The following is a 23574-nucleotide window of genomic DNA, read 5'->3' on the forward strand; positions in this document are numbered from 1 at the left end:
TTCACGTGAAACAGAGGACCGTCCCGCGGTCAGCGCATCGCGCCCGTGACCAGCCAGCGCCCGGAGCGGGCCCGCCATCCGAGGGTGAGCATGCGGACCGCCATCATCAGCGCCATGGCCCACCACAGTGCGGTCAGGCCGCCGCCAAGGGGCGGGACCAGAAGCGCGACGGGAGCGAAGACGGCCAGGGTCACCACCATGGCCCGGGCCAGATAGGGTCCGTCACCCGCGCCCATCAGTACGCCGTCGAGCACGAAGACCACGCCGGCGACGGGCTGGATCAGGGCGACCACGAGCAGCGCGGGCGTCAGGGTGTGCTGGACGGCGTGGTCGCTGGTGAAGAGCGGCACGAACAGCGGGCGGGCCGCCACCACGAGCAGACCGAGCAGCACGCCGAAGGCGATGCCCCACTCCACCATGCGGCGACAGGCCTGCCTGGCTCCCTTGGCGTCGTCAGCTCCGAGATAGCGGCCGATGATCGCCTGCCCGGCGATGGCGATCGCGTCGAGGGCGAAGGCCATCAGGTTCCACAGGGAGAGGATGATCTGGTGCGCGGCGATGTCGACGTCCCCGAGCCGGGCGGCGACAGCGGTGGCGATCATCAGGACGGCCCGCAGGGAGAGGGTACGCACCAGGAGCGGGACGCCGGCCTGTGCGCTGTTCCTGATGCCCGCGAGATCGGGCCGCAGGGAGGCGTGGTGGCGCCGGGCCCCGCGTACGACCACGACGAGATAGACGGCGGCCATGCCGAATTGCGCGATGACGGTGCCCCAGGCAGACCCCGCGATGCCGAGCCCGGCACCATAGACGAGCCCCACGTTCAGGACACCGTTGGCCGCGAAGCCTCCTATGGCCACGTACAGCGGCGTCCGGGTGTTCTGCAGTCCGCGCAGGACGCCGGTCGAGGCGAGCACGACGAGCATGGCGGGAATGCCGAGCGCGGAGATGCGGAGATAGGTGACGGCGTAGGGGGCCGCCGTGTCCGAGGCGCCGAACAGACCGACCAGCCAAGGGGCGCTGGGCAGTACGGTGGCGACCACCGCGGCGCCCAGGAGCAGGGCCAGCCAGATGCCGTCCATGCCTTGGCGGATCGCGGCCCGCAGATCGCCGGCGCCGACACGGCGGGACACGGCGGCGGTGGTGGCGTACGCGAGGAAGACGAAAATGCTCACGGCTGTGGTGAGCAGTGGCGCGGCAATACCCAAACCGGCCAGTTGTGGGGTGCCGAGGTGGCCCACGATCGCGCTGTCGGCCATCACGAAGAGTGGCTCGGCGACGAGGGCGCCGAAGGCGGGAACGGCGAGGGACACGATCTCGCGGTCGTGCCGACGCCGGGAGATCCGCCAGTCGTTCTCCGGTGCCGTGGGGGCCTGTTTCATGGGGTCAATCTAATCTTCCACAGGTAATGGATGCAATGAGTATGTGGTCCTTACTTCAGGGCCGCTCTCCGGTTCGTGCGGGCGCCGTCCGCCAGGATCTTGAGCCAGTCGGGAAAGTTTTTCTCCCCCACAGCCGGTGGATGGAGAAAGTGCAGGTCAGAGTAGTTACGGGTGAGGCGCTATGACTTTGTCCACAGCGCTGTCCCCCGGTCCGTGCACAGGTTCCGAAGACTTCTCCACAGCATCCGGTCGTTCGTCCACATGCCCTGTGGATAACCAGATTGGCTGACGCCGCTCACGGGCCTACCGTGGTCCGGCGCCCGACGCGCCCGAACCGGAGTCGGGCACATCGATTTGTCAGTGTCGTGCCGTAGAAAGAGTGGCACGGCTAGGTCCGCTGAGCGGACGGGAGGAGGTGGCCCGGTGAGCATTCCCGAGCCGTTGGACGAGCCCTGGGCCGACACCGGTCCAAGTGACCGTCTGCCTGTTTCCCGCCAGCGCGGCGACAGCGAGGTCCGCGGCCGCGGACGTGGCAGAGGCCGTGAAGACCAGCACGACCGGGGGCAGGACGACTGGGACGGCGGGTCCTCCGGCTTCGAGCGCGTGCCGCCCCAGGACATCGACGCCGAGCAGTCGGTGCTCGGCGGCATGTTGCTCTCCAAGGACGCCATCGCGGACGTCGTGGAGATCATCAAGGGCCACGACTTCTACAAGCCGGCCCATGAGACGGTCTACACCGCCATCCTCGACCTCTACGCCAAGGGTGAGCCGGCCGACCCCATCACGGTCGCCGCCGAGCTGGTCAAGCGCGGCGAGATCACCCGGGTCGGTGGCGCCTCCTATCTGCACACGCTGGTCCAGTCGGTCCCGACCGCGGCCAACGCCTCGTACTACGCGGAGATCGTCCACGAGCGGGCGGTCCTGCGCCGGCTCGTCGAGGCCGGTACCAAGATCACGCAGATGGGATACGCGGCGGACGGCGATGTCGACGACATCGTCAACTCCGCGCAGGCCGAGATCTACGCGGTCACCGAGCAGCGCACCAGCGAGGACTACCTGCCGCTCGGCGACATCATGGAGGGTGCGCTCGACGAGATCGAGGCGATCGGCTCACGCAGCGGCGAGATGACCGGAGTGCCCACCGGATTCACCGACTTCGACTCGCTCACGAACGGTCTGCATCCCGGCCAGATGGTCGTCATCGCCGCCCGTCCCGCGATGGGTAAGTCCACCCTGGCGCTCGACTTCGCCCGGGCCTGTTCGATCAAGCACAACCTGCCCAGCGTGATCTTCTCGCTCGAAATGGGGCGCAACGAGATCGCGATGCGTCTGCTGTCGGCCGAGGCCCGGGTCGCGCTTCACCACATGCGCTCCGGCACGATGACCGACGACGACTGGACACGGCTGGCCCGCCGCATGCCGGACGTCTCCCAGGCGCCGCTCTACATCGACGACTCGCCCAACCTGTCGATGATGGAGATCCGCGCCAAGTGCCGCCGTCTGAAGCAGCGCAACGATCTCCGCCTCGTCGTCATCGACTATCTGCAGCTGATGCAGTCGGGCGGCTCCAAGCGTGCCGAGAGCCGCCAGCAGGAAGTCTCGGACATGTCGCGAAACCTCAAGCTCCTCGCCAAGGAGCTCCAGCTGCCGGTGATCGCGCTCTCCCAGCTGAACCGTGGCCCCGAGCAGCGCACCGACAAGAAGCCGATGGTCTCCGACCTTCGCGAATCCGGCTCCATCGAGCAGGACGCGGACATGGTCATCCTCCTGCACCGCGAGGACGCCTACGAGAAGGAATCGCCCCGCGCGGGCGAGGCCGACCTGATCGTGGCCAAGCACCGTAACGGTCCGACCGCGACCATCACCGTCGCCTTCCAGGGCCACTACTCGCGCTTCGTGGACATGGCAGCGACCTGATCCCGGGTGCCGTAGGACGTCAACTACCGTCTCCACCCATGGAGATGGAAGGCTGGCTGGCCGACACCCGGGCGTCCTACGACGCCGTCGCCGCCGATTACGCGGCGCAGGTACGCGACCTTCTGAGCGAGACGCCCTACGAACGATCGGCCCTGGCCCTGTTCGCCGAGCTGGTGCTGGCGTCCGGTGGCGGGCAGGTCGCGGACGTGGGGTGCGGACCCGGAAGGATCACGGCCCATCTACGGGGTCTCGGCGTCGACGCTTTCGGCATCGATCTGTCGCCCGGAATGGTCGAGACTGCGCGGCGTGAGCACCCCGGTCTGCGGTTCGAGGTCGGCTCCATGACAGAACTGGACCTCCCCGCAGCCTCGTTGGCGGGACTTGTGGCCTGGTACTCGTTGATCCACATCCCGGACCAGGGGATCGGCCCGGTCCTGGCCCACTTCCGGCGGGTCGTGCGACCCGGTGGCCTTGTGCTGCTCGGCTTCCACGTGGGGGACGGGTCCCGGCTCACGACGCGGGGCTATGGGGGCCACCCCATGAAGGTCCTGGTGCATCGTCGTCAGCCCGCACAAGTGGCTGCCCGGCTCGATGGCGCCGGCTTCACGGTCGAGGCGCACATGACGCTCACCTCGGCCGAGAGTTCGCTGGGCGCGATCGTCTTCGCACGCAGGCGCCCCGACGGGCCGGGAACGGAAGGTTTCCTGTCGCGCTCGACGTGATGAATTGGCGCCCCCCTGGGCCGAGTTGCTCGCCGCGGCGATCCTGCGGGTCGGATCCGGGGAAGGTGATGGCGGGTCAGAGCGGGCGACTCCGGGCGAAAAGCACTCGCCTCGGCCCGGGTGCGCGACTAGACACTAGCCTTATGACCTCACCTCATGCGCCCGCATCACCAGTCCCCTCCGCAGACCTCCTGCCGTCCACGGAACGCGCGCTCCTGCACCGCATCGCCGTAGCCCAAGCCGAAGGGCGGGCGCCCTCGCTGGTCGCGGCCGTGGCGCGGGAGGGCCGGATGATCTGGTCCGGTTCGCGGACGTCCGTCGACGGGCACGGCCCGGACGCCGACGTCCAGTACCGCATCGGCTCCATCACCAAGACCTTCACCGCCGTGCTGGTGCTGAGGCTGCGCGACGAAGGGCTCCTCGACCTCGGAGACCCGCTGGAGAAGCACCTCCCCGGCACCACAGCGGGCGGTGCGACCATCGCCCAACTCCTCTCCCACACAGCGGGGTTGGCTGCCGAAGCGCCCGCTCCCTGGTGGGAACGGACGCCGGGGGATCTCCGACCGGAACTGAGCGATGTGCTGGGGGACCAGCCGCAGCCGCACCCCCCGGGCCGGCTGCACCACTACTCCAACCCGGGCTATACGTTGCTGGGTTCCCTGGTGGAGGCCGTGCGGGGGGTGCCCTGGGAGGAGGCGCTGCGGACGGAGATTCTCGAACCCCTGGGCATGGACCGCACGACGACGCAGCCGGTGCATCCCCACGCGGGCGGCTGGGCCGTTCACCCATGGGCCGATGTACTGCTGCCGGAGCCGTCCGAGGACCTCGGCCTGATGGCCCCGGCCGGGCAGCTGTGGTCGACCGCAGCGGACCTCAGTCGTTTCGCCGTCTTCCTCGCGGCGGGGGATGAGCGAGTGTTGAGCGCCGAGTCGGTGGCGGAGATGCGCACCCCTGCCGTGGCGCCGGAGACGGGGGACTGGGACGCCGGCTATGGCCTAGGTATGGCGCTCACCCGGAGCCACGGCCGTGAACTCGCCGGACACACCGGCTCGTTGCCCGGATTCGTCGCGACCCTCTGGGTGAGCGTGGCGGATGACGTGGCCGCCGTCGTGCTCGCCAATGTCACCTCCGGCCTGATGGTTGGCGCGCTGGCCGCCGATCTCGTACGGATCGTGGCGGAGGCCGAGCCGCGTTTCCCGGAGCCCTGGCGCCCCCTTCCTGAGGTGGACGAGGAACTGCTGGCGCTCACCGGCCCCTGGTACTGGGGCACCCAGGCAGTCGGGCTGCGCCTGACCGCCGACCGTGGCGTGGCTCTGACCCCCTTGCGGGGCGCCGGCCGGGCGGCCCGGTTCAAGGCTGTCACCGATGGCACCTGGGTCGGCCTGGACGGCTATTACCGGGGAGAGGCGCTCCGAGTGGTGCGGCGGGCAGACGGCTCGGTGAGCCACCTCGATCTCGGATCGTTCGTGTTCACTCGCGAGCCGTACGGACCCGAAGCGGCTGCGGTACCGGGCGGCGTGGACCCCGAGGGCTGGCGCGGGGTCTGACGTTTCACGTGAAACGGCCGTGCAGGCCTTCTCCGTAGGTCCTGTTTCACGTGAAACAGGACCTACGGGCCGGCCCGCGACAGGCCGACCTCAGGTCTGGAGAGCCTTCTTGAACCCTACGTGCGATGCCTCGAACCCCAGCCGCTCGTAGAAGCGATGGGCGTCGACGCGGGTGGCGTCCGACGTCAGCTGGACCAGACGGCAGCCTTGGCGCTCCGATTCGGCGACGGCCCACTCGATGAGGAGGGTGCCGAGGCCGCCGCCGCGCTCCGCGCTGTGAATGCGTACACCTTCGATGATCGAGCGGGTCGATCCGCGCCGGGAGAGCCCGGGGACCACGGTGAGCTGGAGGGTCCCCACGACCTGGCCGTCGCGGGCCGCGACCACCACGTGCTGGTTGGGGTCGCCGGTGAGCCGGTCGAAAGCGGCGCGGTAGGGCGCCAGGTCGTCGGGAGATTCGCGTTGGGCACCCAGCGGATCGTCCGCGAGCATGGCCACGATCGCCGGGAGGTCGTCGGGTGTCGCGGGCCTGATCTCAAGATCACTCATGACGGGGAGCGTACGCCCAGCGGCTTCACGCGGAGATGTTCAGGGCCTCGACCGTACGTACCAGGGGCGCGAGTTGAGGGTTTCCGGCCGCCTCGTCCAAGGCCTCGCGCAGGGCCCGGTCGTTGGTGGGCCGGGCACTGGCGAGCAGGGCCAGACCGGACTCGGTGACATCGGTGTAGATGCCGCGCCGGTCGGTGTCGCAGAGGTACCGGGTCAGCAGACCGCGGTCCTCAAGCCGGGTGACGAGCCGGGTCGTGGCCGACTGGCTGAGAACGACGGCATCGGCGACCTGCTTCATCTGGAGATGCCCGCCCGGACCGCTGTGCTGGCGGCTGAGGACATCCAGCAGCGAGTACTCGCGCACGCTGAGGTCGTGCCCCGACTGCAGGGCGCGCTCGATGTGGGCGTCGATCTTGCCGTGCAGCAGGGAGAGCGCACACCACCCCTGGGCGAGGGCGGTGAGTGCGGGGTCCGTCGCGGTCATGCGTGTGTCCTCCGTCCGGAGCTGCTTGCCCTCAGGATAGTCCACGGCTGCAATAGCCCGCGTTTGCAATTAGTCGGCGTCTGCAATTATTGTGAACGCTCGTAAGGGGCTCACGCAATCGCCTGGAAGGTCATCCCATGCCACTCGCCCTCCTAGCCCTCGCCATCGGGGCGTTCGGTATCGGCACCACGGAATTCGTGATCATGGGGCTGCTCCCCGAGGTCGCCGGCACCTTCGGTGTCTCCATCCCCACCGCCGGATACCTGGTCAGCGGCTATGCGGTCGGCGTCGTGCTCGGCGCCCCGCTGATGACCGTCCTGGGCACGAAGATCACCCGTAAGCGGATGCTGATGCTGTTGATGGGCTTCTTCATCGCCGGCAACGTTCTCTCCGCCCTCGCGCCCGCCTTCGGGCTCATGCTGGCCGGACGTGTCGTCGCCTCCCTCGCACACGGTGCGTTCTTCGGCATCGGCTCGGTCGTCGCGGCGGATCTGGTAGCCCCCGAGAAGAAGGCCGGGGCCATCGCGATGATGTTCACCGGCCTGACCGTCGCCAATGTCGTGGGCGTGCCGGCCGGCACGCTCATCGGCCAGCAGGTCGGCTGGCGCGCCACGTTCTTCGTCGTCGCCTCGCTCGGGGTGCTCGGTCTGCTCGGAGTGGCCAAGCTCGTCCCGGACATGCCGAAGGCCCAGGGCGTGCGGCTGCGGCACGAGATCGCCGCGTTCCGCAACGTCCAGGTGCTGCTCGCCATGGCGATGACCGTGCTCGGGTTCGGCGGAGTCTTCGCGGCGATCACCTACATCACACCGATGATGACGAACGTCGCCGGATACGCCGACACCTCCGTCACCTGGCTGCTCGTTCTCTTCGGCCTCGGCATGGTCACCGGAAACCTCATCGGGGGCCGGTTCGCCGACCGTGCGCTGATGCCCATGCTCTATGTGGCGCTGTCCGGGCTCGCCGTGGTCCTGGCGCTGTTCACGGTGGCCGCCCACGACAAGCTCGCCTCCGCGGTCATGGTCTTCCTCATCGGCGCTCTCGGCTTCGCGACCGTGCCCCCGCTGCAAAAGCGCGTCCTCGACCAGGCCGCAGGAGCGCCCACCCTGGCGTCCGCCGTCAACATCGGCGCCTTCAACCTCGGCAACGCGCTCTCCGCCTGGCTCGGCGGCATCGTCATCGCCGCCGGCCTCGGCTACACCGCCCCCAACTGGGTGGGTGCCGCACTGGCCGCCTCCGCCCTTCTGCTCGCCTTCGTCTCCAGCGCACTGGAGCGGCGTACGAGCACCGGCAGCCGGGTCGTCGCGGGCACCGTCCCCGAGCCGGCCCGGGCCACCGCGGCTCACCACTGAATCAACTGCCCATCAATCAAAAGGAGTTACTCCCCCATGAGCACCCCCACTGTCACCATGGCCCCGCTCACCACCCACGAAGCGGAAGCCCTCGTGGAAGCGGCGCGCGCGGCCGCCGAGTCGGCCGGGGTCGCCACTGCGGTCAGCGTGCTCGACGCGGGCGGCCATCTGCTCGCCTTCCGCCGGGACGACCGGGCCGTACTGATCGCCGGAGAGACCAGCACCCGCAAGGCCTACACGGCCCTTCAGCTGAACGCCCCGACCACCGACCTGGTGGACGCGGTCCAGCCGGGCGGCCTCTTCCACACCCTGCCGACGGCCCTGGACCGCCCGCTCCTCTTCATCGCGGGCGGCGTGCCCGTCCACCGCGACGGCCGACTGATCGGCGCGATCGGTGTGGGCGGCGGCGCCCCCGACCAGGACCACGGCTTCGCCACGGCGGCCGTGGAGGCTCTGACCCGACGCTGAGACCGTGGAGGCTCGACCTGGCGCTGAGCGCACCGACACGGAGAAGCCCGCCCTCAACTGGCCACGGAATCGCGGCACATGAGGGCGGGCGTCCGTCGTCGCGGGAGCCGCATGGGGCCCTAGCCCGCTGCCACCGTCAGGGGCGCGAAGCGGCGCGTCCAGTCGCCGGGGAGGGCCGGAATGCCGTACGTCATCACCGCGTTGAACCCGACCGACTCGACGCCGGACGCCTTCAACCAGCTCAGTAGTTCCTCATGGCGTACATCCACATCCGTGCGCAGGGGACGGTCCGTGCCGGCTGCCAGCGAGGCGACCAACGCCTTCGCGGTCTCTGTGTCCCGGGCGATCAGCGGGCCCACCACCTGGGTGTCCATGTTGGGCCACGCCGCCGCGAAGCCGGTCAGTCCGGCCGCGTCCCGCGCGACCCGCAACTGGTCGCAGAAGGCCGGCAGGCGGGTGATCATGTGGGTGCGATCCTGGCCGAAGACCTCGGCGTCGAGCCGGAGGATCGCGGGCAGGTCGTCCGCGCTCGCGGGACGGGTGGCCACCGTCGGGGCCGGTCCGGACGACTGGAAGTGGCCCCGGACCATTTCGGCGCGACCGGTCGTCTCGAAGCCCAGCTCCTCGTACAGCGGCCGCCCGTTCGGCGTGGCGTGCAGTGTGAGCGGAGTGCCGTCCCACTCCCGGAGCACGTCCGTCATCAACCGCCGTCCGACGCCCTGCCGGGCGAAGCGCTCGGCCACCAGAACCATGCCGATGGCCGCGAGACCGGGACCGTACGAGGTGACGACGCAGGCGCTGACCAGCCCCTTGCCGTCCGGGGCGTCGATTCCGTAACCGGTGCCCGCCGCGAGCAGAAGCCCCCATTTGTGCTCCTCGCGTGGCCAGCCCCGGTCCTCGGAGAGGTCGGCACAGGCGATGAGGTCGGCGGTGGTCAAGCGGCGCAGAGGAAGCGCGTCGAGCGGTGAGGGCATGAGGCTCAGGTTGTCCGACGCACCGATGCGGCGTCCACCGTTTTCCGGCTCTCGGCACGGTGCTTCCGGCCACGCCGGGTCAGTCCCCACGGCTTGAGCACCGAGATCGCCGTCATGAAGAAGTACGCGCTGGAAGAGACGACCGGTGCGGCCACGAGACTGGTGTCGGGCACTCCGGCCGCGACCGCACCATTGATCTCCGGCCGCAGCAGAAAGGCCGACAGACAGAGCGTGACCAGGGTCAGCCAGAATTTGATCCATACCCAGCGATGACGGGCGAGCCCCCAGCGGGTGCCCAGCGACAGCACGACGCCTGAGACGAGGGTCAGCAACGCGATGGGCAGCACGAGCCAGTCGCCGAAGACCTTCATGGCGCGGTAGGCGGCCTCGGTCATGCCGGGCGAGTCCGCGGCGTAGGCGGTGATGCCAAGTGCGAGAAGGCCGAGGGTGAGGCCCAGCCAGCTGACCGAGACGGCGACATGGGCCACCAGCCAGCCCCTCCGGGCTGCTCGCCGTAGATGTTTCACGTGAAACGGCGGCCGGGTCGTGGGGGCGGATACGGGGAGAGGTGGATGTTTCACGTGAAACAGCGTGTCGTCGAGAGCCCACGCCAGACGTCCCGCAGGGGGAGTAACCCCACGTACTAGGCTCGGCGTACATGGCGAGACTTCACCTCTTCGACCTCGACGGCACTCTCATACGGGGCTCCGCCGCGCCGGTTGAGATTTCCCGGCAGCTCGGGCTCCTCGATGAGATCGGCGAGCTGGAAGTGGCGTTTTCCACCGGCCGGATCGGGCCGCCGGAGTATGCGGTGCGGGTGCACGCCCTGTGGGCCGGGCTCACCGAGGCGCATGTGACGACCGCATTCGAGACCGCCCCCTGGCTCATGGGGATCCAGGACGTCTGGCAGGAGATCCGCAGGGAGGGGGATTACTGCGCCGTGATCTCGCTGTCTCCGTCCTTCTTCGTGGAACGGCTGCTCGGCTGGGGCGCTCATGCGGCCCACGGCTCGCTCTTCCCGGAGGTGCCCTTCACCCGGCCCGTGGAACCCGAGGGGCTCCTGAGCCCGGCCGCGAAGGTGAGCGTGATGAACCGGCTGTGCGCCGAGTTCGGCGTCGGCAGCCAGAATTGCGTGGCCTACGGGGACTCGATGTCCGACGTGGACCTCTTCGCCGCGGTGCCCGTATCGGTCGCGGTGAACGCGGACCACCATCTCGCGGACCGCGCCACCCACACCTACACCGGCGGCGACCTTCGCGAGGCCTACGCCCTGGTCCGCTCGGCCCCGTGAGCCGCCGCTAGCCCAGATCGGGTGCGTGCATGGCCCGCACGCCCTCGATGTTTCCGTCGAGATAGTGCCGGAGGGACAGCGGAACGAGATGCACCGAGGCGATCCCGACACGGGTGAACGGGATGCGGACGATCTCGTACTCGCCGCAGGGCTCCTCGATCTCGGGCCCGTGCCGCAGCGAGGGATCCATGGAATCGAGGCGACAGACGAAGAAGTGCTGCACCTTTACGCCGGTCGCGCCCCCGTCGGCACCGATGTGCTCGACGGTGTCGACGAAGCAGGGCACTACATCGGTGATCTTCGCGCCGAGTTCCTCGTCCACTTCGCGGTGCAGGGCCTCGACGACGGTGGCGTCCTCGGGCTCGACCCCGCCGCCGGGGGTGAGCCAGTACGGGTCCATCCCGGGCTTGGTGCGCTTGATCAGAATCAGGTCGTCACCGTCAAGCAGAACGGCTCGTGCGGTGCGCTTGACCACTGGACGTACGGTCATGGGAGAAATGTGGCCCGAAGGGACGCCTGCGAAACTCCTCGGGTCTCCTCCACTGCGCCTCAGCTCCAGTCGGCCGCGGCACGCAGCAGCCATTCCTGCGCCCGCGCGATGTGCGGGAGGCCGAGTGTGCCGGTGCGCGCCGCGAGGAAATAGGTGCGCAGCGGAGGTACCGGAGGGTCGAGGAGCGCCACCACCTCGCCTTGTTCCAGGGCCGTCTCGCACAGATAGCGTGGCAGCACGGCCAGGCCCGCTCCCGCGGTCACCGCGGCGAGGACCGCCCGTAGATCGGGTGCCACGACCGTGCCCGCGGCGGCGGGCTTGGCGTCGAACACCGACGCCCAGTAGCGCGTGACCAGGGGCAGCGACTCATGGACCTCCACCACTGGGATGGCCTCCAGGACGGCGGGCCCGCCGTGTCGCACCGCGCCCGGCCCGAGCCGTGCGGCCCAGCGCACTCCGGCGACCAGCACGTGCTCCTCGTCGCACAATGCGGTCGAGGTCAGCAGTCCGCCGCGCGGCCGGGCCGTGGCGATGGCGAGATCGTGGTGGCCGGCGGCCAGGCCCTCCAAGGTCTCCTCGGCGTTTCCGAAGGTTGCCCGCAGCGCGAGACCCTGCGGGATGAGCCGGGTGAGCGCGGGCAGGGCGCGCAGCGCGGTGAACTCCGGTGGGCCGGCCAGGTGCAGGGTCCGCAGGGCCGGTGCCTCGCCCAGGCCGGACTCGGTGATCTCGACCAGCGCGTCCAGATGCGGAGCGGCCCGCTGGGCCAGCTCGTCGCCCATGGCCGTCGGGGCCACCCCGCGCGCTTGGCGCAGGAAGAGCGGATGGCCCAACTGCCGCTCCAGCGTGCGTATCTGGCCGGTCACGGCGGGCTGCGAGAGCCCGAGCAGGGCTGCGGCCCGGGTGAACGAGCCCGCCCTGTGCACGGTGACGAACGTACGCAGCAGGGCAAGGTCCATGGTGCCCTCCCGTCCTGAACTGCTTCATGACGTCCCCGGCCGGACACAACTATAAATATGTCGATAGGCCCCTGTCGCTACCGTGATTGGACACTGACGCAGAGTCAACTAGCCTTGTCCGGGCGGTTCTCGTACGCGGGAACCGGGGCGGTCCGAGCCATGAGGGGGGAGGCTCGGACCGCCCGTCCTACGTACGGGGCCCGGCCGTCGAACCCGCCTCCTCCAAGGCCCGTTCCACGTCCGCGATCAGGTCGGGGGCGTCCTCCGCCCCGACCGAGAAGCGGATGAAGCCCTCCGAGACGGCGTCGCCGCCCCAGCGCCCGCGCCGCTCCGCCGTGGAGCGGACGCTGCCGAAGCTCGTGGCGTCGTCCACGAGGCGCAGCGCCTCCAGGAACCGCTCGGCGAAGGCGCGGTCGGGCAGGTCGAAGGAGATCACGCAGCCGAAGCGCCGCATCTGCGCCGAGGCCGTCCGGTGGGACGGGTCCGACGGAAGTCCCGGGTAGCGCAGGCCGGTCACCTCCTCCCGCTCGGCCAGTGCCCCGGCCAGGGCCAGGGCGTTCGCGGCCTGCCGGTCGGCCCGCAGGTGCAGCGTCGCGAGGGAGCGGTGGGCCAGCCATGCCTCCATCGGGCCCGGGATCGCGCCGACGACCTTGCGCCACTGGCGTACGCGTGCGGCGAGTTCGGGATCGCGGCAGACCACATAGCCGAGCAGGAGATCGCCGTGGCCGGTCATGCCCTTGGTGCCGCTGGCCACCGCGAAGTCCGCGCCGAGGTCGAGGGGACGCTGCCCGAGCGGCGTGGCCAGGGTGTTGTCGACGGCCACCAGAGCGCCCGCGTCATGCGCGGCCCGAGCCAGCCGGCGCACGTCGCACACATCGAGACCCGGGTTGGACGGTGTCTCGATCCACAGCAGCTTCGCGCCGTCCAGATGGGCGAGTTGGGCGTCGCCGGCGGTGGGCGCGGTGCGCACCTCGATGCCGTACGCCTCCAGCTGCTCGCGCACCAAAGGCAGGGCCTGGTAGCCGTCGTCCGGCAGCACCACCGTGTCGCCGGTGCGCGCGTGGGAGAGCAGCACGGCCGTGATGGCCGCCATCCCGGAGGCGAAGACGATCGCCTCGGCGCTCTCGTCGGGCGACTCCAGCTCGGCTATCGCCCGTTCCAGATGAGTCCAGGTCGGGTTGGTGTCACGGCCGTAGGTGTACGGCCCGGTGGCCTCGCCCGGCAGGTGGAAGTGGGCGGCGAACACCGGCCCGGGCAGGGTGGGTTCGTAGGCCACCGGCTCGGGGAGGCCGGCGCGTACGGATCGGGTGCCGTCACCTGTCATGCCGCATGCTCCATTTCATCGCGGAAGGGGGTGGCCAAGGCTCAGTCCCTGTCGTCGGGCAGCACGATGTGCATCGCCCAGGACACGATCGAGATGATCAGGGCGCCGAGCACGGCGGTCCAGAAGCCCTCGACGTGGAAGCTCAGGTTGAGCTTGTCGGCGAGCCAGGAGGTCAGCAACAGCATCAACGCGTTGATCACCAGCGTGATCAGCCCGAGCGTGAGGATGAAGAGGGGGAACGACAGCAGTTTGACCACGGGCTTCACGACGAAATTCACCACGCCGAAGACCAGCGCGACCAGAATCAGCGTCAGTGCCTTCTTGCCGGTGTTGTCACCGGTCAGGGTGATGTTCTTCACCAGCCAGATGGCCACCGCCAGGGCGGCCGCATTGGCGATCGTCTTGACTACGAAATTCTTCATGGGTCTGATCGTGGCAGACGTGATCGGCACGAGCGCAGGGGCAGATGGCGATGAAAGACTTCCGACTCGACGAGCTGGAGGCGGAGCGGGCCGCCAACGACGGTGCGTATCTGCGGTTCCTGCGGGAGCGCACCATGTCGGCGGGGCTGTACGCGCTCGACGCGGGCGCACACGACCCTCAGTCCCCGCACGCCCAGGACGAGATCTACTTCGTGGTCAGCGGCCGCGCCTCCATCACCGTGGGACTGGAGACGACGCAGGTCGCGCGGGGCAGCGTGGTCTATGTGCCGGCCGGAGTGGCGCACAAGTTCCACCACATCACCGAGGATCTGAGGGTTCTGGTGGTCTTCTCTCCCCCTGAGAGCTGAGGGGCGTCCCCGATTCTCCCTAAGGGTTCGGTCAGGGGTGTTCAAGGGCTGCGAGGGCCCCGCACCGTACCCTCTCGCGCCTAGCATCAGGAGTGTCGAAAGCACACGACCGGTGAACTGACGAAAGAGGTAAGGACGATGGCGGCACGGGAAATATTCGCGGGGATGCCCTGGTGGGTGAAGTGGGTCGCCGTGCCCGTCATCGCCCTGGTGGTGTTCGGCGGTCTGATCGCGAGCGTGGTCGGCTTCCTGTTCGGGCTGCTCTTCAAGCTTCTGGTCTTCGTGGCCCTGGTCGGCGGCCTGATCTACGTGGTGCGGAGGTTCATGTCCTCCTCGTCCTCCTCGCGCGGCGACTGGTAGCGGGACTCGGGCGGAACGACCACTTCCGCCCGGAGTCCGGCCGGCCACCCGCGTTAGCGGACCGGCTCGCACGCCGCGCCCAGGACGTCCGGGGATTAGCCCGGCCGGGGGAACGAACCTGGCGAAACCCGCTGCCCGCCGAAGTCGGCCATTAGAGTGGCTGGTCTCTGCCGCCCCCGGGGAATCACGGGTACCGACCGATCCCTACCTCCGGTTCGACCGCCCGTGCCGCCTCTCCGGACGTGCGGCGGGGCCCGCGGGGGTGGCCCCCGCAGGCGGGCGCCTTGCCCGTAGGCACTCCTGGGGGTGACCCGTGGCCACGGCTTCGAATGCCGCCGTCCCTACCCTGATCGGCTCGGTCCAGCGGGCCCTGCGCCTGCTGGAGGCAGTCGGGTCCCACCGGGACGGCGCCCCCGCCAAGCAGCTGGCCCGCGAGGCCGGACTACCGCTCCCGACCGCCTACCACCTGCTGCGTACCCTGACCCACGAGGGCTATCTGCGGCGCGAACACGGGGTGTTCGTGTTCGGGCCCGCGGCCGAGCGGCTGGCCCACGGTGGGGCACTGCAGAATCGTCGCAGCAAGATCGCCGACTCCCTGGCGCACTGGCGGGACTCCATCGGGGTGCCCGTCTATTTCGCCGTCTACCGCGAGGGCGAGATCGAGATCGCCGGGGTCGCCGACACCCCCGCCGCGCCCGCCGTCGAGGAGTGGGCCGACTTCCGCGCGACCGGACACGCCCACGCGATCGGCCAGTGCCTGCTCAGCCAGCTCGACGAGCGCACCCGCGAGGACTATCTGGACCGGCATCCGGTCGAGGCCATCACACCCTTCACCGTGCGGGACCGACGCACCCTTTCGGAGCGGCTGGCGGCTACGGAGCGTATGCAACCCGTGATCGAACGGCAGGAGTACGCCCTCGGTACGGTCTGCGCGGCGATCCCGATCACGGCCGGTTCCAGTGCTGCCACGATGGCCATTTCCGTACCCCTTCACCAGGAAGAACGTCTGCTTCCCGCCATCGAGCAGCTGCGTGGCGAAGTGGGTGGCCTGTTCCGCACTCTGGCCTTCTCTATCAGTATCTGAAATATCACTCCTTGTGATCTGTAGGGGCTTCCAGCACGATTGCGTCAAGAGGGCCATGCGGGATCATTCCTGGCCAGTTTCGGCAAAAGCGGGGTACGTGCGATGCGTGAATCGGTTCAGGCAGAAGTGATGATGAGCTTCCTCGTCTCCGAGGAGCTTTCCTTCAAGATCCCGGTGGAGCTGAGGTACGAGGCGACCGACCCCTACGCGGTGCGCATGACCTTCCACCTTCCCGGCGACGCACCCGTGACCTGGGCGTTCGGCCGTGAATTGCTGCTCGACGGCATCAACGGGGCAACCGGGGACGGCGATGTGAGAATCGAGCCCAGCGAGCCGGAGGAGCTCTCGGACGTCCACATCCGGCTTCAGGTGGGCGCGGACACGGCACTGTTCCGGGCCGGCGCGGCGCCGCTCGTGGCCTTCCTCGACCGCACCGACAAGCTCGTACCGCTCGGGCAGGAGTGGACGCTCGGGGAGTCCGACGAGCATTTGGAGGAGGCACTCGGGCGCATCCTCGCCGAGGAGAACGCCGGCTGACCCGCTACTTCTTGCGGCGGTGACCGCCCCCACCGCGTACCGCACCCGCGCGCGGCCCGGCCGACCCCGTGCCCGGCCGGTCTGCGGAGACCACCAGGGCGGCGAGCGCCGTGGTCAGCGGCACCGAGGCGACCAGGCCGATCGAGCCGACCAGGGTGCGGACGATCTCCTCGGCGACCAGCTCGCTGTTGGCCACCGTGCCCACGCTGCTCTGCGCGATCGAGAACAGCAGCAACAGGGGCAGCGCGGCGCCCGCGTAGGCGAGCACCAGGGTGTTGACCACCGACGCGATGTGGTCGCGGCCGATCCGGATGCCCGCCCGGTACAGGCCGCGCGGGCCCATGGTCGGGTTGGCCTCGTGCAGCTCCCAGACCGCCGATGTCTGTGTGACCGTCACGTCGTCGAGTACGCCGAGCGATCCGATGATGACGCCCGCGAGCAGCAGGCCGGACATGTCGATGTGCGGGTAGAGGCCGTGGATCAGGCCCGTGTTGTCGTCCGTGTTGCCGGTCAGCGAGGCCCAGCCGATGAAGAGCGAGCCGAGCAGCCCGATCAGCATCAGCGAGACGAGGGTGCCGAGGACGGCGACCGAGGTGCGCGCGGACAGGCCGTGGCACATGTAGAGCGCGATCAGCATGATGGCGCTCGCCCCGACCACCGCTACCAGGAGCGGGTTGGAGCCCTGCAACACCGCCGGAAGGATGAACAGCGTCAGCACGGCGAAGGAGACCACCAGGGCTACCAGCGCCATCACCCCGCGCAGCCGGCCGACGACCACCACCGCGAGCGCGAAGATCCCCGCGAGCAGTGCCATCGGGAACCGGCGGTTCACATCGGTCACCGAATATTGCAGGTCGTGCGGTGCGTCGGGGGCGTACGCGACGATCACGCCCTGGCCGGTGTGCAGCTGGCGGGGCGAGTCGGGCTGGACGATCTCGGTGAAGGTGCGGCCCTTCTCCTTGCCCGAGGTGACCTCGACCGTGGCCTTCTTGCACACCCGCTGTTCGGTGCTCCTGGCCCGCTGGCTCTCGGCGGTGGAGGTGTCGCCGTTGGACGGGGCCTGTCCGGCGTTGACCGATGCGCAGTCGACTTCTTCGACCTTGACGACCTTGGCCTGCTGGGTCTGGCGGTCGAAGCCGACGCCGGTGCGCTGGTGCGGCGGGGCGCCGCCGGGCCAGAGCACCACCAGACCCACAAGTACCGCCGTGGAGAAAGGAATCAGCACGGCGGCGATGACCTTGCGCAGGTGCTTGGAGACGGGGGTGGCGGGTCCGTGCGCGTGCGAGTGGCCGTGCCCGTGGCCGTGTCCGCCGTGCTGGTGCGGAGGGTGCGGTTCTGGTGAGGTCACCGCCCGATCATCGCAAGAACACAGGGGGCCCTCTGTTCAGCGCGCCAGTGATGACGCTAGCGTGGTGACACCTTTGCACACGCGGGAGCTCGGAGCACCGGGCTGAGAGGGCGCTGAGAACCGTACGAATCGTACGGAAACGGCTGCGCCGACCGCCGAACCTGTTACCGGGTAATGCCGGCGTAGGGAGTAGGTCTCATGACCATTCAGGACGCACGCACGCCTGCCTCCAGCACTGAGGAGAGCGGGAAGTCCATCGGCTGGCACAAGGGGTACGTGGAGGGATCGCGCCCCGACCTCAAGGTGCCGGTCCGTCAGGTGCACCTCACCAACGGCAAGGCCGTGACGCTGTACGACACCTCGGGCCCGTACACCGACCCGAGCGTCGAGACCGACGTCCGCCGTGGCCTCGCCCCGCTCCGTGAGAACTGGATCATCGGGCGCGGCGACACCGAGGAGTACGCGGGCCGCCCGGTCCGCCCCGAGGACGACGGCATCAAGCACACCTCGCCGCGCGGCGGGCTCAAGAACCTCGACGCGGTGTTCCCCGGCCGCCCGCGCCAGCCCCGCCGGGGCCGCGGCGGCCAGGCCGTCACCCAGCTCGCGTACGCCCGTCGCGGCGAGATCACCCCGGAGATGGAGTACGTCGCGATCCGCGAGAACGTCTCCCCCGAGGTGGTCCGCGAGGAGATCGCGGCGGGCCGCGCCGTGCTGCCCGCCAACATCAACCACCCCGAGATCGAGCCGATGATCATCGGCAAGCGGTTCCTGGTGAAGGTCAACGCCAACATCGGGAACTCCGCGGTCACCTCCTCCATTGAGGAGGAGGTCGACAAGATGACGTGGGCCACGCAATGGGGCGCGGACACGGTCATGGACCTCTCCACGGGCCGCAACATCCACACCACCCGCGAGTGGGTGCTGCGCAACTCCCCCGTCCCCATCGGCACGGTCCCGCTCTACCAGGCGCTGGAGAAGGTCGACGGCCGCGCCGAGGAACTGACCTGGGACATCTACAAGGACACGGTCATCGAGCAGGCCGAGCAGGGCGTCGACTACATGACGGTCCACGCCGGCGTGCTGCTGCGCTATGTCCCGCTGACCGCCCGCCGCAAGACCGGCATCGTCTCGCGCGGCGGTTCGATCATGGCGGCCTGGTGCCTGGCGCACCACAAGGAATCGTTCCTGTACGAGAACTTCGAGGAGCTCTGCGAGATCCTCGCGGCCTACGACGTGACGTACTCGCTCGGTGACGGCCTGCGCCCCGGCTCCATCGCGGACGCCAACGACGAGGCGCAGTTCGCGGAGCTGCGCACGCTCGGGGAACTCAACACGATCGCCAAGCGTCACAACGTACAGACGATGATCGAGGGCCCGGGACACGTCCCGATGCACAAGATCAAGGAGAACATCGACCTCCAGCAGGAGATCTGCGAAGAGGCCCCGTTCTACACCCTGGGGCCGCTGACCACCGATGTGGCGCCCGCCTACGACCACATCACCTCCGGCATCGGTGCGGCGATGATCGCCTGGTGGGGCACCGCGATGCTCTGCTACGTCACGCCCAAGGAGCACCTCGGCCTGCCCAACCGCGACGACGTGAAGACCGGTGTCATCACGTACAAGATCGCCGCCCACGCGGCGGACCTGGCCAAGGGGCACCCGGGCGCGCAGGAGTGGGACGACGCGCTCTCGGACGCCCGGTTCGAGTTCCGCTGGGAGGACCAGTTCAACCTGGCCCTCGACCCGGACACCGCCCGGGAGTTCCACGACGAGACGCTGCCCGCGGAGCCGGCCAAGACCGCGCACTTCTGCTCGATGTGCGGTCCGAAGTTCTGCTCGATGAAGATCTCCCAGGACATCCGACGCGAGCACGGCGGCGACCTGAAGTCCGACGAGATCGAGGCCGGAATGGCGGAGAAGTCCAAGGAGTTCGCGGACGCGGGCAACCGGGTCTATCTGCCGATCGCCGACTGAGGCCGTGCGGCTCGCGCCGCCCCGGGAGCGGACGACTCCCGGGTGCGGCGCCGCACCCGCCGGTTCAGTCCGGCCGGTGCTCGGGTCCGCCGAAGTCGGGGCTGGTGAAGTCCGGGCTGGTGAAGCCCGCGTGGCGGGTGGGGGAGCCGCCCTCGTCGGGGCTGCCGAAGCCCGGGCGGTCGTAGCCGAGGGTGGGGATGCGGCCGATCGGTCGGCGCGGCGCGGGGGCGCCGGGGTCGACGCTCGGATCGGCGAGCGCATCCCGCAGGAAGGGGTAGATGCCCCGCTCAAGCAGGGCGTGGCGCCAGGCCTCGCGGGCGCGGGCGAGCTCCTGCGTCTGCTCGTCGGGGGCGTCCGCCTCGCTGTCCCGGTCGACGGCGACGACCTGGGTCGCGCCGTTGCGCACGGCGGTGATCAGCAGCCCGATGCCGGCGGCGAGAATCGCGGCGGCGGTCAGCGCGCCGAAGAACCAGCCCGCCGTCACCATGGTGTCGGCGAAGGCGGGTTGGGGCTTGAGCATCTTCAGTATGTAGCCGACCAGCAGGAATATCGCGGCCGCGGTGCCCGCGAGCACGGGGGCCAGGACCGTGACGATGGCTCCCACGCCCGCGCCCGAGGGTTCCAGGACGGTGCTCTCGGCGGTCGTCAGGAGCGAGTCGTGCGCGGTGGATCCGGAGTGCGCGCGCAGCTCTTCGCGCGCCCTGACGTAGTGCTCGTACTCGGCGGCCGCCCGCTCGGTGACGAACGTGCCGGCGGAGAGCACCATGGTGCGCAGTTGCACGGCGTTCAGACGGTCGCCGATACCGGACAGCTCGGGCCGTTCATGCGCGGTGCGCAGTGCCTCGTCAAGAATCCGCTCGAACTCCGGGCGGTCCTCGCTGAGCAGGTGCGGAGCGCTGTTCATGTGCATCCCCCGATGCTCCGTAGGGCCGGGATGCCCGCCTGAGGAACGGGCAGTTGGGCGGAAACGGAGGAGAGCCTGCTACGGATAACCCGATGGTAGAGCCGCTACGGCACGGGGTGACAGGGTGTTTCCGGAAATGGCATACCCGGCGCTTTGCCGAAGGCCTTCCCGGTCAACCGTCACCCATGCAGAGGCAGTTGCTGGACCAGCAGCTTTCCGGCCATGGTCACGCCGCCGTCCATGGCGATGGCGAGGCCGTCGGCGTATACGTGCGGGCCCTCGACCACCGGGCGCGAGTCCTCCTCGCCGTCCTCGGTGCCGACCTCTCCGAGCAGGTAGGGAATGGGGCTGTGGCCGTGCACCACGCGCTGCCCGCCGTACGCGGAGAGCAGCTCGCGGGCGGCCTGCGGGCCCGATTCGTCACGGAAGGCGAAGCGCTTGGTGAACTTGCGGAACAGGTCCCAGCACTCGTCGGCGTCGTTGCGGTTGAGAATGGCGTGGACCGTGTCGTTGACGGCCTCGATGGAGTCGCCGTAGTCCAGATAGGCGGTTGTGTCGGAGTGCATCAGGAGGTGGTCGTCCTCCTGCTCGATCGCGTCGAGGCGGGACATCCACTGAAGGTGTACGTCCTGGAGCCGGTCCATGTCGGCCTTCTGACCGCCGTTGAGCAGCCAGGCGGCCTGGAAGGTGGCCGTGCCCGCGCCCGAGTTGACGGGGGTGTCGGCGAACCGCTTGGCGCCGATGAGCAGCAGCTCGTGATTGCCCATGAGGGCCTTGCAGTAGCCGCCGGCGGCCGCGGCCTCGGCGGAGAGCCGCATGACGAGGTCGATGACGCCGATGCCGTCGGGGCCTCGGTCGGTGAAGTCGCCGAGGAACCACAGGCGCGCGGTGCCCGCGGCCCAGTTGCCCGACTCGTCGATGAGGCCCTGGGCGCGCAGCGCGGCCAGGAGTTCGTCGAGGTAGCCGTGGACGTCGCCCACGACGTACAGCGGGCCGGGGCCCTCGGGGATCGCCGCGGCGACGGGCTCGACCGTCGGCAGCTCGACCGTGTCGCCGCGCTGGATCACCGGGAGGTCCCGGGCCGTCGGCGTGTAGCCGTCGGGCTCGTCACCCGAATAGGTGGCCGCGCCGGGCGCCGGAGGGGACGCGGGCGCCTCGGGGTGGCCGGCGGGCGGCTGCTGGTGGAAGAGCGGCACCGCGGGCTCCGGTCGTCCGGCCGGTTCCTCCGGCGGTGGCACGGGGGTCTGTTGCGCATACGGCGGCACCCGGAAGTCACGCAATGTCTCCGTCCGCACGGGTCCCTGACCGGCCCCCTGAGTCATCGACCCCTCCACCACCGTCGCGCCGCCGTACACCCTGGGAGCCGCCAGGTCGGGCGGGGATCCGTGGTGTCGTGCGCCCATCATAGGAATGCGCCTCATGCTGTGTGACGCACCAGGGGTGGTCAATCCGGGTGCGAGCGGTGTTCGCGGGTGGTTATGTCCCCAATGTGGTGGTCTAGTCCAAGCTGATCCTGACATTGGTCCCTGCTATTGGGACAGGGCTGTGTCCGATGCCGGACGGCTGGGGCCGCCGTCCGGCCGGAGTTCACTCCTTGCCCGGGCCCGGCTGGTTGTCCTTGGCCGGTGATCGGGGCGGGCTGACCGTGGTGCGCGGGGGCCGTCGCTGGGAGGAGGTGCGCACGATCAGTTCGGTCGGTATCACCTGCTCGATCGGCTGGCCGTTGTCGATCCCTTCGATCGCGTCGATGAGCAGCTGGACGACGGCCGTGCCGATGCGCCTCGGTTTGAGCGAGAGCGTGGTGATGGGCGGTTCCGTGGTGGCATACACGGTGGACTCGCTACAGCACACGAGCAGCAGGTCCTCGGGCACGCGCAGCCCGTAGCGCCGGGCGGCCGCGAGCAGATCGGTGCCGTTGGGGTCGAACAGTCCGTAGACGGCGTCGGGCCGGTCCGGGCGGGCGAGCAGCCGGTCGGCCGCGACGGCGCCCGCGCAGGGGTCATGCGCCGGGTAGGACTCGTACACCGGGTCCTGGCCGACGCGTTCGCACCAGCTCAGATAGGCCTCGGTGGAGAGCCGGGTGTAGGTGTCGGTGGTGGTTCCGGTGAGCAGGCCGATCCGGCGGGCACCGGCGGCGGCGAGATGGTCGAGCAGGTCGAGTACGGCGGCCTCGTGGTCGTTGTCCACCCAGGCCGTGACGGGCAGGCTGCCCGCCGGGCGGCCGTCGGAGACGACCGGAAGTCCCTGGCGTACGAGTTCGGTGACGACGGGGTCCTGGTCGGAGGGGTCGATGACGACGGTGCCGTCGAGGGCGACGTTCGACCAGACGTCCGCGGGGCTGCGGCGTGAGGTGGCGGGCAGGATGACGAGGGCGTAGCCGCGTGCGAGGGCGGCGGAGGTCGCCGCTCTCGCCATCTCGGCGAAGTAGGCGAATTCGGTGAAGGTGAAAGGTTCATCCCCGTAGGTCGTCACGGTCAGGCCGATGAGGCCCGACTTGCCGGTACGGAGCGTGCGGGCCGCTGCGGATGGGCGGTAGCCCAGCCGGTCTGCGACCTCGCGGACGTGGCGGCGGGTGGCGTCGGGGAGCCGGCCCTTGCCGTTGAGCGCGTCGGAGACGGTCGTGATGGAGACACCGGCGGCGGCGGCTACGTCCCGAATACCTGCCCGCCCCAGCCGGCGACCGGTCGACCGGCTCACCTGGTGCTTCCCTGCTGCTGTCATGGCGAGCCGATAGTAGGGCGATGACGGATGGTTGGCCCGGGTGCATATGCACGCGTTGACAGGCACGTTTCTGCATGATCGTAAAGCGTCAATCACCTTGCGATGCAAGGGAGTTGAGCGCCATTCCGTCACCGTGACGCTTGTCGACCCGTGGGCGGCTGGCAACTGTCCGAGGTTTCGAAGAGGTCTCAACTCACCTGCACGGGTGATGCGCGCTACGGCGCGAGCCACCGGCGTGCGCCATGAACATAAGCGCTCCCCCCTCCCCTGACGCCCGCCGGGAACCGGTCCCCGTCCCCTATTCGCAGGGAAGCCGAATCCTCATAAGGTGAGGAGCAATGGATGTGTACGGAGCTGTCCGCGCCGGCGGCCACGGCATCCGTACGGAAACGGTCGAGGAGGA

General features: G+C 69.5%; 24 protein-coding genes and 1 riboswitch. Of the genes, 11 read left to right on the forward strand and 13 right to left on the reverse strand.

Translation table 11 applies throughout. The annotated features are described in order from the left end of the window. Positions 1-29 precede the first annotated feature (29 nt). Positions 30-1379, reverse strand: a complete 1350-nt coding sequence (locus tag ACFYNP_RS03010; RefSeq protein WP_388782005.1) for an MATE family efflux transporter — start codon at positions 1377-1379, stop codon at positions 30-32. A 423-nt stretch (positions 1380-1802) separates the two neighbouring features. Between ACFYNP_RS03010 and dnaB the strand changes: the two genes are divergently transcribed. The 3 genes from dnaB (at position 1803) to ACFYNP_RS03025 (ending at position 5565) form a co-directional block, all read left to right on the forward strand. Further along, on the forward strand, positions 1803-3296 hold the full coding sequence (gene dnaB, locus ACFYNP_RS03015; RefSeq protein WP_388414053.1) for a replicative DNA helicase: 1494 nt from the start codon (positions 1803-1805) through the stop codon (positions 3294-3296). Positions 3297-3334: 38 nt separating this feature from the next. After that, positions 3335-4018, forward strand: a complete 684-nt coding sequence (locus tag ACFYNP_RS03020) for a class I SAM-dependent DNA methyltransferase (protein ID WP_388782008.1) — start codon at positions 3335-3337, stop codon at positions 4016-4018. Between the two features lie 143 nt (positions 4019-4161). After that, positions 4162-5565: a serine hydrolase domain-containing protein gene (locus ACFYNP_RS03025; protein ID WP_388782011.1), complete on the forward strand. Its 1404-nt coding sequence runs from the start codon at positions 4162-4164 to the stop codon at positions 5563-5565. Positions 5566-5655: 90 nt separating this feature from the next. Here the strand turns inward: ACFYNP_RS03025 and ACFYNP_RS03030 are convergent, their stop codons facing one another. Beyond that, a complete protein-coding gene (locus ACFYNP_RS03030; protein ID WP_388782014.1) occupies positions 5656-6114 on the reverse strand; it encodes a GNAT family N-acetyltransferase in 459 nt (152 codons plus the stop codon). 25 nt (positions 6115-6139) lie between these two features. Then, positions 6140-6598 carry a MarR family winged helix-turn-helix transcriptional regulator gene (locus tag ACFYNP_RS03035; protein ID WP_388414063.1) on the reverse strand — a complete coding sequence of 153 codons (459 nt, stop codon included), beginning with the start codon at positions 6596-6598 and terminating at the stop codon, positions 6140-6142. 137 nt (positions 6599-6735) lie between these two features. On the opposite strand from ACFYNP_RS03035, the gene ACFYNP_RS03040 reads away from it, so the two are divergent. Further along, entirely contained in the window at positions 6736-7947 is a 1212-nt protein-coding gene (locus ACFYNP_RS03040) for an MFS transporter (RefSeq protein ID WP_388782017.1), read from the forward strand. A 36-nt stretch (positions 7948-7983) separates the two neighbouring features. After that, positions 7984-8415, forward strand: coding sequence for a heme-binding protein (locus ACFYNP_RS03045; protein ID WP_388414068.1), 432 nt, complete (start codon positions 7984-7986; stop codon positions 8413-8415). Between the two features lie 119 nt (positions 8416-8534). Here ACFYNP_RS03045 and ACFYNP_RS03050 read toward each other — a convergent pair whose 3' ends face one another. Both ACFYNP_RS03050 and ACFYNP_RS03055 read right to left on the reverse strand, forming a co-directional pair. Beyond that, complete coding sequence (locus tag ACFYNP_RS03050) at positions 8535-9389, reverse strand: GNAT family N-acetyltransferase (RefSeq protein ID WP_388782020.1); 855 nt, start codon at positions 9387-9389, stop codon at positions 8535-8537. A 5-nt stretch (positions 9390-9394) separates the two neighbouring features. Continuing rightward, on the reverse strand, positions 9395-9916 hold the full coding sequence (locus ACFYNP_RS03055) for a DUF2269 domain-containing protein (protein WP_388782023.1): 522 nt from the start codon (positions 9914-9916) through the stop codon (positions 9395-9397). A gap of 131 nt (positions 9917-10047) precedes the next feature. Here ACFYNP_RS03055 and ACFYNP_RS03060 point away from each other — a divergent pair, with 131 nt between their 5' ends. After that, positions 10048-10680, forward strand: coding sequence for an HAD family hydrolase (locus ACFYNP_RS03060; protein WP_388414077.1), 633 nt, complete (start codon positions 10048-10050; stop codon positions 10678-10680). A 7-nt stretch (positions 10681-10687) separates the two neighbouring features. On the opposite strand, the gene ACFYNP_RS03065 is transcribed toward ACFYNP_RS03060, so the two are convergent. From ACFYNP_RS03065 to ACFYNP_RS03080, 4 genes are all read right to left on the reverse strand, one after another. After that, positions 10688-11170, reverse strand: a complete 483-nt coding sequence (locus tag ACFYNP_RS03065) for an NUDIX domain-containing protein (RefSeq protein WP_100575655.1) — start codon at positions 11168-11170, stop codon at positions 10688-10690. Between the two features lie 59 nt (positions 11171-11229). Then, a complete protein-coding gene (locus ACFYNP_RS03070; RefSeq protein ID WP_388782026.1) occupies positions 11230-12126 on the reverse strand; it encodes a LysR family transcriptional regulator in 897 nt (298 codons plus the stop codon). Positions 12127-12313: 187 nt separating this feature from the next. Further along, complete coding sequence (locus tag ACFYNP_RS03075) at positions 12314-13450, reverse strand: cystathionine gamma-lyase (protein WP_388782029.1); 1137 nt, start codon at positions 13448-13450, stop codon at positions 12314-12316. 41 nt (positions 13451-13491) lie between these two features. Next, positions 13492-13872 (reverse strand): phage holin family protein, encoded by a 381-nt coding sequence (locus ACFYNP_RS03080; RefSeq protein WP_382583075.1) that lies wholly within the window; start codon positions 13870-13872, stop codon positions 13492-13494. Between the two features lie 50 nt (positions 13873-13922). On the opposite strand from ACFYNP_RS03080, the gene ACFYNP_RS03085 reads away from it, so the two are divergent. The 4 genes from ACFYNP_RS03085 to ACFYNP_RS03100 all read left to right on the forward strand — a co-directional run bounded on the left by ACFYNP_RS03085 (position 13923) and on the right by ACFYNP_RS03100 (position 16221). Continuing rightward, positions 13923-14240, forward strand: a complete 318-nt coding sequence (locus tag ACFYNP_RS03085) for a cupin domain-containing protein (protein ID WP_388414086.1) — start codon at positions 13923-13925, stop codon at positions 14238-14240. Positions 14241-14378: 138 nt separating this feature from the next. Next, on the forward strand, positions 14379-14600 hold the full coding sequence (locus ACFYNP_RS03090; protein WP_100575660.1) for a DUF5326 family protein: 222 nt from the start codon (positions 14379-14381) through the stop codon (positions 14598-14600). Positions 14601-14913: 313 nt separating this feature from the next. Beyond that, on the forward strand, positions 14914-15684 hold the full coding sequence (locus ACFYNP_RS03095) for an IclR family transcriptional regulator (protein ID WP_388782032.1): 771 nt from the start codon (positions 14914-14916) through the stop codon (positions 15682-15684). Between the two features lie 102 nt (positions 15685-15786). Next, positions 15787-16221, forward strand: coding sequence for an SsgA family sporulation/cell division regulator (locus ACFYNP_RS03100; RefSeq protein WP_388414092.1), 435 nt, complete (start codon positions 15787-15789; stop codon positions 16219-16221). Positions 16222-16225: 4 nt separating this feature from the next. Here the strand turns inward: ACFYNP_RS03100 and ACFYNP_RS03105 are convergent, their stop codons facing one another. Further along, positions 16226-17569 carry a YibE/F family protein gene (locus tag ACFYNP_RS03105; protein WP_388414095.1) on the reverse strand — a complete coding sequence of 448 codons (1344 nt, stop codon included), beginning with the start codon at positions 17567-17569 and terminating at the stop codon, positions 16226-16228. Between the two features lie 71 nt (positions 17570-17640). Then, positions 17641-17775: riboswitch (TPP riboswitch) on the forward strand. On the opposite strand from ACFYNP_RS03105, the gene thiC reads away from it, so the two are divergent. Then, entirely contained in the window at positions 17768-19546 is a 1779-nt protein-coding gene (gene thiC / locus ACFYNP_RS03110) for a phosphomethylpyrimidine synthase ThiC (protein ID WP_388414098.1), read from the forward strand. It overlaps the preceding riboswitch by 8 nt. 64 nt (positions 19547-19610) lie before the next feature. Here thiC and ACFYNP_RS03115 read toward each other — a convergent pair whose 3' ends face one another. The 3 genes from ACFYNP_RS03115 to ACFYNP_RS03125 form a co-directional block, all read right to left on the reverse strand. Then, entirely contained in the window at positions 19611-20456 is an 846-nt protein-coding gene (locus ACFYNP_RS03115) for a hypothetical protein (RefSeq protein ID WP_388414100.1), read from the reverse strand. A 173-nt stretch (positions 20457-20629) separates the two neighbouring features. Continuing rightward, positions 20630-21772, reverse strand: a complete 1143-nt coding sequence (locus tag ACFYNP_RS03120; RefSeq protein WP_388414103.1) for a metallophosphoesterase — start codon at positions 21770-21772, stop codon at positions 20630-20632. Between the two features lie 265 nt (positions 21773-22037). Next, positions 22038-23171: a LacI family DNA-binding transcriptional regulator gene (locus tag ACFYNP_RS03125; RefSeq protein ID WP_100575666.1), complete on the reverse strand. Its 1134-nt coding sequence runs from the start codon at positions 23169-23171 to the stop codon at positions 22038-22040. Positions 23172-23574 lie beyond the last annotated feature (403 nt).

This window comes from Streptomyces sp. NPDC006691 (assembly GCF_042869955.1).
Classification (GTDB): Bacteria; Actinomycetota; Actinomycetes; order Streptomycetales; family Streptomycetaceae; genus Streptomyces.